Origin of the sequence: Methanobrevibacter sp. YE315, assembly GCF_001548675.1 — an archaeon.
Classification (GTDB): Archaea; Methanobacteriota; Methanobacteria; order Methanobacteriales; family Methanobacteriaceae; genus Methanocatella.
Genome location: NZ_CP010834.1, coordinates 152,720 through 165,452 on the forward strand (window position 1 = coordinate 152,720; position 12,733 = coordinate 165,452).

At 35.5% G+C, this 12,733-nt stretch carries 13 protein-coding genes; 8 read left to right on the forward strand and 5 right to left on the reverse strand.

Going from position 1 to position 12,733, the window contains the following annotated elements:
* Positions 1–89 precede the first annotated feature (89 nt).
* Both TL18_RS00690 and TL18_RS00695 read left to right on the forward strand, forming a co-directional pair.
* Complete coding sequence (locus TL18_RS00690) at positions 90–551, forward strand: hypothetical protein (RefSeq protein WP_067039890.1); 462 nt, start codon at positions 90–92, stop codon at positions 549–551.
* 314 nt (positions 552–865) lie between these two features.
* Positions 866–1,288 carry a hypothetical protein gene (locus tag TL18_RS00695; RefSeq protein WP_067039893.1) on the forward strand — a complete coding sequence of 141 codons (423 nt, stop codon included), beginning with the start codon at positions 866–868 and terminating at the stop codon, positions 1,286–1,288.
* Here the strand turns inward: TL18_RS00695 and TL18_RS00700 are convergent.
* On the reverse strand, positions 1,285–2,625 hold the full coding sequence (locus TL18_RS00700; RefSeq protein ID WP_067039896.1) for a Sau3AI family type II restriction endonuclease: 1,341 nt from the start codon (positions 2,623–2,625) through the stop codon (positions 1,285–1,287). The two genes, TL18_RS00695 and TL18_RS00700, sit on opposite strands and share 4 nt — an antisense overlap.
* Before the next feature lie 80 nt (positions 2,626–2,705).
* Between TL18_RS00700 and dcm the strand changes: the two genes are divergently transcribed.
* On the forward strand, positions 2,706–3,962 hold the full coding sequence (gene dcm, locus TL18_RS00705) for a DNA (cytosine-5-)-methyltransferase (RefSeq protein WP_067039899.1): 1,257 nt from the start codon (positions 2,706–2,708) through the stop codon (positions 3,960–3,962).
* An 82-nt stretch (positions 3,963–4,044) separates the two neighbouring features.
* On the opposite strand, the gene TL18_RS00710 is transcribed toward dcm, so the two are convergent.
* Positions 4,045–4,500, reverse strand: coding sequence for a hypothetical protein (locus TL18_RS00710; protein WP_231483621.1), 456 nt, complete (start codon positions 4,498–4,500; stop codon positions 4,045–4,047).
* A 121-nt stretch (positions 4,501–4,621) separates the two neighbouring features.
* On the opposite strand from TL18_RS00710, the gene TL18_RS10875 reads away from it, so the two are divergent.
* Together TL18_RS10875 and TL18_RS00715 are read left to right on the forward strand one after the other, a co-directional pair.
* Positions 4,622–4,771, forward strand: a complete 150-nt coding sequence (locus TL18_RS10875) for a hypothetical protein (protein WP_156064469.1) — start codon at positions 4,622–4,624, stop codon at positions 4,769–4,771.
* Positions 4,772–5,527: 756 nt separating this feature from the next.
* Positions 5,528–6,733 carry a hypothetical protein gene (locus TL18_RS00715; protein WP_156064472.1) on the forward strand — a complete coding sequence of 402 codons (1,206 nt, stop codon included), beginning with the start codon at positions 5,528–5,530 and terminating at the stop codon, positions 6,731–6,733.
* Positions 6,734–7,514: 781 nt separating this feature from the next.
* On the opposite strand, the gene TL18_RS00725 is transcribed toward TL18_RS00715, so the two are convergent.
* Positions 7,515–7,946, reverse strand: coding sequence for a peptidylprolyl isomerase (locus TL18_RS00725; protein WP_067039907.1), 432 nt, complete (start codon positions 7,944–7,946; stop codon positions 7,515–7,517).
* Between the two features lie 119 nt (positions 7,947–8,065).
* Here TL18_RS00725 and TL18_RS00730 point away from each other — a divergent pair, with 119 nt between their 5' ends.
* The gene (locus tag TL18_RS00730) at positions 8,066–8,836 is read left to right on the forward strand and encodes a hypothetical protein (protein ID WP_067039910.1); all 771 of its coding nucleotides are present in this window, start codon (positions 8,066–8,068) and stop codon (positions 8,834–8,836) included.
* An 807-nt stretch (positions 8,837–9,643) separates the two neighbouring features.
* Here the strand turns inward: TL18_RS00730 and TL18_RS00735 are convergent.
* Positions 9,644–10,030 (reverse strand): hypothetical protein, encoded by a 387-nt coding sequence (locus TL18_RS00735; RefSeq protein WP_067039913.1) that lies wholly within the window; start codon positions 10,028–10,030, stop codon positions 9,644–9,646.
* A gap of 396 nt (positions 10,031–10,426) precedes the next feature.
* Here TL18_RS00735 and TL18_RS00740 point away from each other — a divergent pair, with 396 nt between their 5' ends.
* Positions 10,427–11,587, forward strand: a complete 1,161-nt coding sequence (locus TL18_RS00740) for an acetylornithine transaminase (protein WP_067039917.1) — start codon at positions 10,427–10,429, stop codon at positions 11,585–11,587.
* Positions 11,588–11,614: 27 nt separating this feature from the next.
* On the forward strand, positions 11,615–12,316 hold the full coding sequence (locus TL18_RS00745) for a hypothetical protein (protein ID WP_067039920.1): 702 nt from the start codon (positions 11,615–11,617) through the stop codon (positions 12,314–12,316).
* On the opposite strand, the gene TL18_RS00750 is transcribed toward TL18_RS00745, so the two are convergent.
* Positions 12,313–12,717 (reverse strand): NUDIX domain-containing protein, encoded by a 405-nt coding sequence (locus tag TL18_RS00750; protein ID WP_067039924.1) that lies wholly within the window; start codon positions 12,715–12,717, stop codon positions 12,313–12,315. The genes TL18_RS00745 and TL18_RS00750 overlap by 4 nt on opposite strands.
* Positions 12,718–12,733 lie beyond the last annotated feature (16 nt).

The window sequence follows — 12,733 nt, forward strand, 5'->3', positions numbered from 1 at the left end:
ATTTTATTGCGCTCTGTATATTAAATTTTACATTTTTCGCAAGGATTAAATCAGAAAAGGCCTAAATTAATAAATATTGAGGTGTAAGCATGGATAAAAAATGGATTTTATTGTGCATGATGTTTTTAGTATCCCTCGTTATCGGAAGCGTCGGCGCCGCCGAATTGGAAAGCCATGACTTTGGCGACTACTTTTCAATGGACGTGCCTAAAGGCACTGACTTTTCAAATGAGACAATAATCTCTGCTGAAAACGGAACAACACAGGTAGTGGCGGTCTTCATGGGAGGCGATTTGGAGATAGTGTACTTGAACTCAACAAAGGATTTTGATAAAAATGCAACAGACCATTTCAAGGTGATATTTGAAGCGATTTATCCGATGAACCTTAATCATAAAGGTCCGGAGGGAGATCTGATAATATTCGAGGCCGACGATGATGGTGATACCTATCCGGTTGTAGTAAAAACAAGCGGAAATGAGCTGGTGTATGTCATCGGCGATGATTTGAATCTGATTAAGGAAATGGGTAATACTATAAAGTTTGATTAGGATTTTCTTTAATTTCGTTGAATAAGTTATATTCGTGGTGTTTAGTGCAAGTTGGGTAGGCATTTTCATTTGCATCACATATTTATTAATTGTTTTATGTTGGATTTATATTGTTTTATACACAATATTATAATAGGTGTTAAAATGGATAATAAAAACATAATTATAATTCTTATAGTTGTAATTGCTATTCTTTTAATAGCATTGGGTTTTACTCTTTTACCAGCACTCAACGCAAAACAAGACTGTAAATAGCTATTACAAGCAATGAAACTTTATATAATGGAGATAATTTAACTGTTAAATTAACAGACATGAATGGAACTTCAATTAGTGGTGAAACTGTTAATATAACAATCATTGATGAAAATAATTCAAAAGATTACGAATCTGTTGTCACAGATTCTAAAGGTGTGGGAGTACTTAAATTAAATAAAACTGCTGGAAAATATACTGTTAACTGCACTTATGGTGTAAATGAGAATTATACTGGAAACAGTACTCAGAAAAAATTAACAATTGAGGAAGTTGTTAAAGAGGAAGTTGCAGTTCAACAAACTTCATCCGGGTCTTCAAGTTCTTCTAATTCACTAAATTATAATGAAAAATATAATTTTTATTATAATGATGAGGGAATTGTTGTTGACGTAAATGGTCATTATCCTACAATAGCCGGTAGAACTTATGATGACGTTATGGCGGAAGCAGAATATATTGAAGAGCATGGAATGATTTAATTTATTCCTTTTTTAATTTTTTTATTTAATAATTTTTTACTAATCATAAAAGCTACTTTTGTTTTATCTCTTTTAAAGAAGTTAACATATGCATTATCACCTTTCACTCCTTTTGGAGCTATTTCTAATAATTGATTTTTAAATCCATTAGTTGAAGTAGGCAGTAATTTGACATCTTCTTTATTGATAGCTATCTTAATCTGATTATATGTTTTTTCGAAAGCATCCAAATCTTCATCATCAAATGTTATCTTTTTAACATCCTTTAAAATCCTAAATCCATTTCTGCTACCATTAACTTCTTGATAGCATATCACGATTAAAGTAGTTTCTTCGAAATAATTTTTCCAGTAAGAATCCTTCCACTCTTCTTCAAAATCACTTAAACTTATAGTTTTAAATGACATTCTCTCACGGGGAGTTCCATCTTCCTTAATAGGCAAATTTTTAATTATAAAATTAGTTTTTGCAAATAATTCATCTTTTTCAGCTAATTCATTATCTTTTCCAATTAACTCATCAGATATCATTTTGCTGATATGTTTTGGAACATTATTGCTATGGTCTATACCAGTAATCTCTTCAAGAATTTCCAATTGTGTTTTTCCAAAATAAGGCTTTAATTTATCCTTAACATATTCTTCGACGGTTTTGAAGTTTGTAATTGTTGTTAATTTAGGTTCAAGATTTTCTCTTAGGATACCTGTCATATAGGCATTTTTAAGTGAATATGCTCTTGGTTTTGGTAAGATATCCGAAAAAGGTTGTGTTGTTCTGTCAGAGGATGTTCTTGCTTTAGTACAGGCGCCTAGATAAGATGTGTCTCCTTCTGAAAGTTCATGTGCTTTCCCGTCTAGAACTTTCCTTTTTATTATTTCAAAATCGTTGTTAAAGATTTCAATATCTTTGCTCATATCGTATAACTGGTAATCTGTGATTAAAAAGTCTTTAGCTTCTTTTTTTGAGTCATATTCATACCATATGAGGAGCATTTTCCTGCATTTTCCAAGAACATGGCTGTTTTCAAAAGTTTCATTAATAATCTTATTGTAATCAATTTTACTTAAAACAAGTCTTTCTTTTGCTCTTAAACTTCCATTTTTGTTTTTAACATAACCTGTAACTTTTAGTTCAATGTCAAGTTCTTCAAAATCAGCACGACTATCACTATTTATTTGATAGTCATAAAATCCACTTTCAACAACATGGCCTAATAATCCTTTAGCCTGCTTTAAACTAGCAGTATCAAGTAGATGTTTAGAATCGATTTCTTTAAATGTTTTTCCTTTAATATTTTCAGTATATTTAAGTAATTCTTCTTCAGTTTTGAATTTCATTTTTAATCATTACTTTCCAAATGCTCTGATTAATATTAATATATTGATAAACCAATATATAATATGTTGGAGAAATTGATATGGAAAAAACTGTTGTAGAATTATTTGCAGGTGTTGGAGGTTTCCGTTGTGGATTCAATGATGTTGAATTCGATGGCGGAACAGTTAAAGAACAAAATAATTGGAATTTTGTTTGGGCCAATCAATGGGAACCATCTACTAAAACACAAGCGGCATTTGATTGTTATATTGAAAGATTTGGTGAAAATTCATGTGTATGTCAGGATATTGGTGAAGTTGATAAGACCACAATTCCAGACCACACTCTTTTGGTTGGCGGTTTTCCATGTCAAGATTACTCTGTTGCAAGATCTCTTTCCAATGAAAAAGGTATCGAAGGTAAAAAAGGAGTTTTATGGTGGGAAATTGCTGAAGTTTTAGAGGCAAAGCAACCTCCTTTTGTTTTACTTGAAAATGTTGATAGACTTTTAAGATCTCCTTCAACTCAAAGAGGCCGTGATTTTGGCATAATGTTAAGATCACTTTTGGATAATGGTTATGCTGTTGAGTGGAGAGTAATTAACGCTGCAGAATATGGATTTCCTCAAAAAAGAAGAAGAGTCTTTATTTTTGCTTATCATGAATCTACTAATTACTTTAAGGAAATGAAAAAATATTCTCCAGAACAAATAGTTTACTCTAATGGTATTTTTGCAAAAGAGTTCCCGATTAAGGATGTCAAATTAAAGAAAGGAAATACTATTATTTCACAAGAAGAGTTTGAAGACATTGTTTATATTAGTGATGAATTTAATTTCCACTTTTTTAATGCGGGAATAATGGTCAATGGAATTATTCATACATATAAAGTCGAACCAAAAGAGTGTAAAGAAATAACTACATTGGGTGACATTCTTGAGAAAGGTGAAGTTGATGAAAAATATTTCCTTCTAGATGAAAAACTAGAAAAATGGACATTTTTAAAGGGATCAAAGAAAATTGAAAGAACAAAACCTAATGGTGAAAAATATTATTTTTCGGAAGGGCAACTCGCATTTCCTGATAAGTTAGATGTTCCAGCAAGAACAATGCTTACAAGTGAAAGTACAACAAATAGGAGTTCACACGTTGTTAAAGATAAGGTTTCAGGTAATCTAAGAACATTAACTCCAGTTGAAGCAGAAAGAATCCAAATGTTTCCGGATAATTGGACAAATATAGAATCTAAGGCCATGACTGAAAGAAGAAGATATTTCATGATGGGCAATGCATTAGTTGTTGGTGTTGTTCAAAAATTAGGCCATTATTTAGAAAAAATAGTTGAAGATGAAAATTAACCACCTTCATAACCGCACGATTAAATCTTTTTTTTCCCATTTTTCTATATAATTTAATTTTAAATTTTAAATAAAGCTCTAATTAATAGTAATTGTCCCCAGAATCTCCACCATCATCAGGATAATAATCGTATGTGTGCTCAACGGTAGGGGTATCATCATACATCCAACCATACTCTTCGGGATATGCTTCAAACAGTTTCTGGTTTGCGTATTCAGCGCCTTCCCCTGTCTGGTAATACGGATTTTTTGCACAGCTGGTACATACTTTTCCTTGGGTAAATTCATTATTTGCCTCTGAAGCGCTCAATGCCTTTCCGCAAATCGCACAGTAGCCGTATTGTCCGCTTTCAGAACTGCTGGTGGATGTCTTTTCAACCAATGTAGCATTTTTCACGGTCTTGTTTTTCAGTGTAGTGTTGTTGGCCATTGGCTTTCCGTCATCCTGATGAGGGGTAAGTGCAAAGTATCCTGCAACAATCAGGAGGACTGCAATCACTGCTACCATGGCCACTATTATTTTCTTTTCGTTTTCCATAATATATTATATGTACTTTATAGTTATTATGTGTTTAAGTTCGCCATGACCGAACACTTCATGGGCCTTCATTAACTATATAATGGCTTGTTACCATATATTTAATCAGTCAGGTGATTAGATGGCAGACAAAAGATTGGAACTTGCAAAAAACAAATTAGATGAACTTCAAAACAAGCTGGAAAAGGTCAAAGGCACACCAAGAGAAGAGGAATTCCAGCTCCAGATTGATAAGCTTCAGGAATTGATTAGACACCTTGAAAGCGAGTAGATGTTTTCAGCTGAGATAGCTATTTCATCAATGTTTAACTCTTTTTTTCTAATTTTTTTACATATTTTAACTTTAAATTTTAAATAAAGCTTTAATTTCTTTATTTTTTCCATTTTAAGATGTAAGTAGGCACTTACATTCGAAAAGCTTTATATATGAGCTTGTATAAACTAAATAGTAGGTAGGATGAGGCCTACGAAATTCCAAACTCAATAAAATAAATATCAAGAGGTGAAAATCATGACACGCGCTATTAGGAGGTTAATGTATATGTGGATTTAAAATCCCCCATTTAACAATTATTATTCATATAAAAACTCATATTATCCATAACTCGGGAAAAACTTATTGTTTTTCCCCAATTTTCTCCATATAATCTATTGCAAATTATTATTCTTATAAAAACTCATATTTATTCATAACTCGGGAAAAACTCGTTGTTTTTCCCTTTTTCTCCATATGCTTTCTTTCTTAAATATCTTTTGACGGCCGATATGGCTTGCGGCGATTTTGAAAATCTTTGCCTGCATCAAAGGGAAAAGACATGATTTTAAAGTTAATTTAATTTGTCCCAAATCATTTAAAAATTATTCCAGCATCTGTTTATTCTATTATTGATTATCGGACGATTTTTTTTCAAAAACGAAGTGCAAGCAAGTGCTTACTTGCGAAAATATTTATATAAAACACTTTTCAAATCTAATCATGCAGTAGTTATTATATGGAGGTTTTAAGTTTACATATAAATTCAAAGCATTGTTGGTATTGACTGTATGCATATGCCTTTTTGCATGCGCATCAGGCACTTATGCGGCCGATTCCGATAGTGTAAATGACAATAATCAAAGCTTAGTGGATGTTGACATCCCAGTCATGGAAGAAAGTTCCATGTGCGGTTTTACAGGATGTGCAGCGGAAAGCCCGGTTGCGGATGAATGTTTCATGTGCAGTTTCGTGGGCAGTGTAGCAGACATTCTGCCGGATGATGTTTCACAGATGAAGTCCGAAGCACAGGTATCCAACGAATCGTTAGGCTGGGCCATAAATGATGTTTTCAGCACCCAATTGTCCATAAACAACACTGACAACCCTATTTTTGCAAACAGCCCTGAACAGTCCGTGGAAACACAAGGATTATGTGAACACGGAGATTGCAGTCATGATATGAAAGGCAACATCAAATACAACGCAGTAATCGCCGGAGAGGGCATTGGCGATTATATGGTGCATTCATACGGTTATTATACTCAGATATGTACCGCCAGCGTCATGATCGTTCCAAGAAATGTGGATGAGGATGAAACAAGAATCCGCAATCTAAAAAGCATATTGGCAATTGACTGCAGCCAAGGGTTATCAGAGTCAAACTGCGAAGGCAATCTCACCTCTTCAGGCATGGATATGAACGGAAATGCCGTTATAGATTACGCCGATTCGCTGTACAATAACTCTTCAGGCTTTGATTATGATGGATTGAAGGTAAATTTATACTGCGATAGACTGGACGTTACAGACTACAATCTGGAATATTCAATAATTGCAAACCCCGACTTGATTATCGCAAATTCAAGCACTGGCTGTAGGGATGCCTATGACTTTTCTGCAACAGGCACTCTGACATTCAACAACAATATATATAAACACTGCTTAAAATACTTCGATGCAAGAAATACCATTACCGAAACACTGGCTTTTAATAACTCATTTTTAGGCAATGACTGTAATTGCGAATCCGCTTTTAATCTGGAATTGCCGATAATCGATTGCATCGTCGACGATAATTCAAGTTCAAATGCTACTATTTTTTGCATAAATGCTATTTCATCATTCTTCATTTCATGGGAAAGTGAAATAGTTGCCGTAGATCTTATTCTGGCCGATTCACTTGTGATTGGACAATCCACACTTAGCTTATCCAATGACGGTGCGCACGCCTTATGCCAACGGGAGGTGGTCATCTAAACGTCGCTTGCCCGGATTTCGAATTTCTAATTATTTGGAAAGCCGTCATTTGCTTTTCGTGGAGCTATTTTGAAAAAAATATGGGTGCGAGGTGGGTTGAAATTCGAAAAGGGTTGAGGAAAGTCTTCATCTTCTTTCCTCGCTTCGAATAGAAAAAATGGAGTAAAATGAAGTGTTTTTGAAATTCGATGAGATTGAGGCAAGTGCCACATCACTTCCCTTCATCTCATTGTATTCTCATAACATCATCCGCCGATGTTGCGGAATTTATATTTAATGAAGTAATTAATAATATTCAACTTTTATTTGGGATATTTGACGAAACACGAGGCGAATGCCTGAAACTTAAGGTAAGTATAAAAAAAATCAACAACTCTTATTTGAGACATTTGGTAAAAAAATGGGATATTTGGCAAGTTGAACTTAAATAAGGGCTTGAGGAAAGTGTCAAATTCACTTTCCTAAACACGGAAAAATGTTAAAAAAGATTGAAGTCGGGCTTGCAGGTCTATGGGGGTCATTTGGCCATGCAGCCCCTTCAAAACACATAATGTTGACCATTAGGATTTAATGCACTACTTAAGGGCTGGTAGTGCAATTAACCTAATGAATTATCTGTTCTATCAAATCGGCCGCAGGGCCATGATCTTATTTTTTAAAAATCAGAAAAAAAATCGTTTCATAAATAACATTGATTAGTCTCTAAACCCTAACTTGTTTTTCTACAGCTTTAAAGGATTGAAGCAATCTAAAAAAAAAGAAAAAAATTGAAAGATAATGATTATCTTTCTTCAACGGTCACTTTGTTCATGACGTCGCCTTGCTGGATAGCATCAACAACATCCTGACCTTTGATGACCTGACCGAATACGGTGTGGACACCGTCCAAGTGTGGTTGTGGGCAGTGTGTAATAAAGAATTGGCTTCCACCGGTGTCTTTACCTGCGTGTGCCATTGACAATGCACCAGTACCGTGCTTGTGAGGGTTTCCTTCGGTTTCACATTTGATGGTATAGCCAGGTCCGCCGGTACCGTTTCCGATAGGGCATCCGCCTTGAATCACAAAGTTAGGAATTACCCTGTGGAAGGTCAAACCGTCATAGAAACCTTCGTTGGCCAATTTTTCAAAGTTAGCTACAGTTCCAGGCGCTTCATTTGGGAAAAGTTCAAGTTCGATGTTTCCCTTGTCAGTTTCGATTATCGCGACTTTCATTTTATCACCTAATTATTATTTGGTTTAGTCCATTATTATAATTAATGGATTGAAAAATGCAATCTTTTTAACCTTGAGATTCTAAACATTTATATATAATATGGCAATGATGTGGTAAAATGGACAATGAGAAATATATTATAATCGGATTGATTGCAGTCATTGCAGTGCTTGCAGTAGGAATCAGCTATTTCCTATTTTTCCAGTCTGTTGAATATCAGACAATCCAAATCAGCAGCGGATCCACAATGGAAGCTCCAAAGGCAGATGATGTGGTCTGGCAGGAGGATGAAAACGGAATCAGAACATACGCCTGCCCGTCCAAAAAGGTTTCCGTCATCTCATATAACAGCGCAGATAATCTGACTCTGGTAGGAGCGGCAGCATTTGCAATGGCAAGGGAGGCACTTCTGACAGGTGCACATGACGTTGAAACATACAAAGGTTATCAAATCAAGGAAAACACATTAAACGGAACTCACTATTATCTCGTCAATATTTCAAGCAATGAGACACATGACAACATTATCATAGGCTGCGGTGATATGGATATTCTCAAGCACATGCTTGACAGCCTCACTTTGGGAGCTCCTAAGGAAGGGGTTAGTGCAACACCCGTTGGCAGCAGTTCCGCTTCCGCCCCGGTTAAAAAGAATGTAACCAAAAATCCTAATGATGATAAAAACATGTATTCTCAAGATGACCTTCTGAATGCATATTATTTCGGCTATTCTGATGGATATTGGGAATCAACCAATGATTATTATAGCTATGATAATGGCTATAGTGGTTATGATTATGACTATGGCGGTGGCAGTGATGATTACACGCCTGCTGTTGTGCCGGATAGCGGTGGCAGTGATGATGGTGGGGGTGGAAGCCCAACTTGAAGAGGATTATTTAATATAATTCTCATTTTAACCTTAATTCTTTTTTTAACCTTTCAATTTTCCAGGCCATCATGTTTTAAAACTGATTTCATTAAAAACAAGTATTTAATTTTCAAAAAGATATGGTGGTTGGTTGGATAAATGGAAGGAAAAAATATTAAGATTTTTGAAACCTTAATATTTTTTTGGTTTATATGGAGGGTTATTGTTTTCTTTAAAATTTATTTGCTTTGCAGTAGTCTATGTTTTTTTAGTGTAGTCGCATTAGTGTTGCGATAGTTATTGTTGAACCCTCATTGGAGGTTTTTCGTCGACATGTTCAAGGGTTCTTTCATCATTTCGCAGCAGATTATGTTATCACCTTTTTGCTGTTTTTGAGTTTTTGTTATTTGGGGGTTTTTTGCTGTTTTTGAATTTTTGTCGTTCTGTTTGTTAGTTGCCTTCTAGAGTTCATAGCTTTCAATCGTGTAGGAGATTAAGAACATTTTATCACCTTTTTAAATTCAGGGTTTTTGTGTCTTCTGACTTTCCCTGTCTGTTTATTACTTTATCAAAGGCACTATATAAAGTTTTTCGAGTGTAAGTGCCTATTTACATCAATAAATATAAAAAAACAAATAATCAACAATTATTATTGGAAAACAAATAGGATAAATAAGTTATTTAATATTTGAAATGTTTTGATGATGATTTGACATTCAAAATTATGAATTCAAAATCCGGAAAAGATCATAAGAAAAATCATTAATGTTAAAAGAAGTTATGAATAAAAAAAGAATAAAAAAAGATAGGTTTTGGGGGGTTCACCTATCTTCTTTTGAGGCTGTATGCACCGATGATTGCAGATACTGCTAATAATGCGAGGATTGGGTTTCCGGTTGCGTGTTGTACTGGGGTTGTGTGTTGTACAGCTGCTTTAACAGTAGCATTGGTTGTGTTTGTTGTGTTTGTTGCGTTAGGGTTGAATGGGTGTTGTTCGTCGTGGTTTGCGTCAGGTGGGATGATGTATTTTGATGGAGCTACATCGGTGTCGTTTGTTACGTTGGTTGTGTTGTTTACTTCTGTTGCGTTTACGTCGGTTACTGGGGTTGCGTCGTTTACTTCTGCTACATGTTCAGCAGCGCATACTGATCCTGCTGAAATGAGAACTAAAAATATTGCCATTATTGATAAGATTTTGCTGTTGAGTTTCATTTTTGATTCCTTCGATTATTATTAATGTAAGTTTTATTGAGTTCGAATTACAGGAAAAATTAATTCATTTTTTTTCTGAATTAATTGTCCTCGTACAGTTTAATTATATAAACAAGGCAGTATATAAAGTTTTTCGAGTGTAAGTGCCCACTTGCATCGTAAAATACAATAAAACAAGATAATTAATCTATAAATTGAAAACAAATGGTTTTAAAATATTTAAATCATAAACATGAACTTCTATGCCATTATTGAAATCATCTTGAATTTCATTTCAGTTTCGAAAATCTGATTGAAAGCTGACAATATTTGGATTAACACCTCATAAGTCGTAGAAGTATTTATTATTGATGAAATCAAATATATTTAGTGATTAGATAGTTCAAGGAGGATATTATGAATACTCAGGAATTAATTAAAATTGAAGATGATTATTTCATAAACACTTTCACAAGACAGCCAATTGTATTGGACCATGGTGAAGGTGTTAAGGTCACAGACATTGATGGAAATGAGTACTTGGACATGTTTGCGGGTATTGCCGTTAACGCATTAGGCCACAACCACCCAAAACTTGTAAAGGCAATCCAGGATCAGGCAGAAAAGCTCATCCACATTTCAAGCATTTACTATAACGAACCTGCATTGGTATATGCCAAAAAATTGATTGACAAAACCAGTTTCGACAGAATATTCTATGCAAACAGCGGAGCTGAAGCAAACGAAGGAGCCATAAAACTCGCCATCAAATACACAGGTAAAAGCGAAGTTATATCAACTGTAGATTCATTCCACGGAAGAACATTGGTTACTTTGGCCGCAACAGGACATGAGGAATACCATGAACCTTTCAAATGCGTTTTGCCAAAAGGCTTCATCAATGTCCCATACAACGACATTGACGCAATCAAGCAGGCCATTACAGAAAATACCGCAGCAATCATAGTCGAACCTATCCAAGGTGAAGGTGGAGTGAACGTTCCGGATAAGGACTACTTGAAGCAGATAGAAGAAATCTGTCATGAAAAGGACATCGTATTCATTGTGGATGAAGTCCAGACAGGTTTCGGCAGATGCGGAACATTGTTTGCACACGAATTATTCGACGTCAAACCTGACATCATGACAATGGCTAAAGGAATCGGAGGAGGAGTTCCAATGGGTGGAATCCTTGCAACAGAAAAGGTAGCCGCCGCATTCGTACCTGGAGATCATGGAACCACTTTCGGTGGAGGACCGCTCGTTTGTGCAGCAGCAAACGCTGTTCTTGACACATTCGATGAGGAAAACATCCTCGACAATGTCAATGAAGTCGGAGACTATTTCATCGCCGAGCTTAAAAAACTGGATAAGGAAATCATCAAGGAAGTAAGAGGAAAAGGTTTGATGGTCGGTTTGGAATTGACCAAGCCTGGTGCGGAATACGTTGACAAGCTAAGAGAAGCAGGATTCCTAATCAACTGTACTGCCGACAAGGTTTTAAGATTTGTCCCACCGCTTATAATTACAAAAGAAGAAATCGATGAATTCGTAAAGGCTTTGGATGAAATATTATAAATTTAATTTCTCAAGGAGGCGTTAATCATGGCAAGAGAACTGGAATTTGTATGCGATTCATGTGGATACAGCTTCAAATCAATCGATAAGATATTCTGGATCGATGACGATTTGATGGTTCATGTCGAGCCTTTGTTGAAATCCACTTCAGCAGAAAGTTCCGAAGCCCCTATAAAAGGCTATTTTGCTGAATATTACTGTTATAATTGCGATAAATTCGTAGACAAATTTATCATTTATAAAAAGTCACCTGAAATAGATGACGGAAAGGTCATTCAATTGCTGGAGCAGTTCGATGATTCTGCAAAAATCATCCAGTTCGATGATGTTTTCCAGAAATGTCTAAAATGCGGTACTGAATTGCCTACAAGGGCGGAGTATTCATTTGTATTGGATGAAAACGATGAGTTCCATATCGGCGAAACACTTTATGACTTTTCAAACGGACAGAACTATAAGTTTGCCGGTGAATATCACGGATATTTCTGTTCCCATTGCAAAAAGCAGATCAACAAATTTGTCATAAGCGAAAACAATGCGGAGTTAACAGATTCCGAGATTAAGGCCATTCTTGAAGACCATACAAATGACCTGACAATTTTCATTCGCCGCGATTTTGACCTGTGTCCTGATTGCGGTGAGGAAGTATACTATCTGCATGAGAATTCAACATGCACAAAATGCAGACAGGGCAAATTTATCATTGAGATGGAAGATTTGATTGATTAAATTTTCCAATTTCTTTTTTTCAAAACTTTTTTAAATGAACTGGACAGTTCCAAGGATTCAACATCACCCAAATCAGCCCACATCCAGTCAATGTGCTCATCGCTGATTTTGACATCACCTTCAACATCATCAAGATACATTATCAGCTGCACGGTCCTTTTGTGGGCATAATCGTTCTGTACGGCTTCTGCAAAGTCTCCAACTTTAGCATCCAGACTTGTTTCCTCCTTAATCTCACGAACAAGAGCATCATCAAAGGATTCGCCGGGATCCACTTTGCCTCCCGGAAGCTCCCAGGTGTCAGGGTCGGTCTTTGAGAGTGGATGCCTTTTTAAAATCAGTATTTTGCCGTCATCGTTCTTGATTATTCCGCGCATTGTAAGTCCGTATTTTCTATGCATTTTATCACTCATTCAT

Excerpts from the sequence above, each read along its gene's own strand:
- TL18_RS00690 (WP_067039890.1), top strand. The coding sequence starts at position 90 with ATGGATAAAAAATGGATTTTATTGTGCATGATGTTTTTAGTATCCCTC.
- TL18_RS00725 (WP_067039907.1), bottom strand. The coding sequence starts at position 7,946 with ATGAAAGTCGCGATAATCGAAACTGACAAGGGAAACATCGAACTTGAA.
- TL18_RS00750 (WP_067039924.1), bottom strand. The coding sequence starts at position 12,717 with ATGCATAGAAAATACGGACTTACAATGCGCGGAATAATCAAGAACGAT.
- TL18_RS10875 (WP_156064469.1), top strand. The coding sequence starts at position 4,622 with ATGGCAGACAAAAGATTGGAACTTGCAAAAAACAAATTAGATGAACTT.
- TL18_RS00740 (WP_067039917.1), top strand. The coding sequence starts at position 10,427 with ATGAATACTCAGGAATTAATTAAAATTGAAGATGATTATTTCATAAAC.
- TL18_RS00730 (WP_067039910.1), top strand. The coding sequence starts at position 8,066 with ATGGACAATGAGAAATATATTATAATCGGATTGATTGCAGTCATTGCA.
- dcm (WP_067039899.1), top strand. The coding sequence starts at position 2,706 with ATGGAAAAAACTGTTGTAGAATTATTTGCAGGTGTTGGAGGTTTCCGT.
- TL18_RS00745 (WP_067039920.1), top strand. The coding sequence starts at position 11,615 with ATGGCAAGAGAACTGGAATTTGTATGCGATTCATGTGGATACAGCTTC.
- TL18_RS00695 (WP_067039893.1), top strand. The coding sequence starts at position 866 with ATGAATGGAACTTCAATTAGTGGTGAAACTGTTAATATAACAATCATT.
- TL18_RS00735 (WP_067039913.1), bottom strand. The coding sequence starts at position 10,030 with ATGAAACTCAACAGCAAAATCTTATCAATAATGGCAATATTTTTAGTT.
- TL18_RS00700 (WP_067039896.1), bottom strand. The coding sequence starts at position 2,625 with ATGAAATTCAAAACTGAAGAAGAATTACTTAAATATACTGAAAATATT.
- TL18_RS00710 (WP_231483621.1), bottom strand. The coding sequence starts at position 4,500 with ATGGAAAACGAAAAGAAAATAATAGTGGCCATGGTAGCAGTGATTGCA.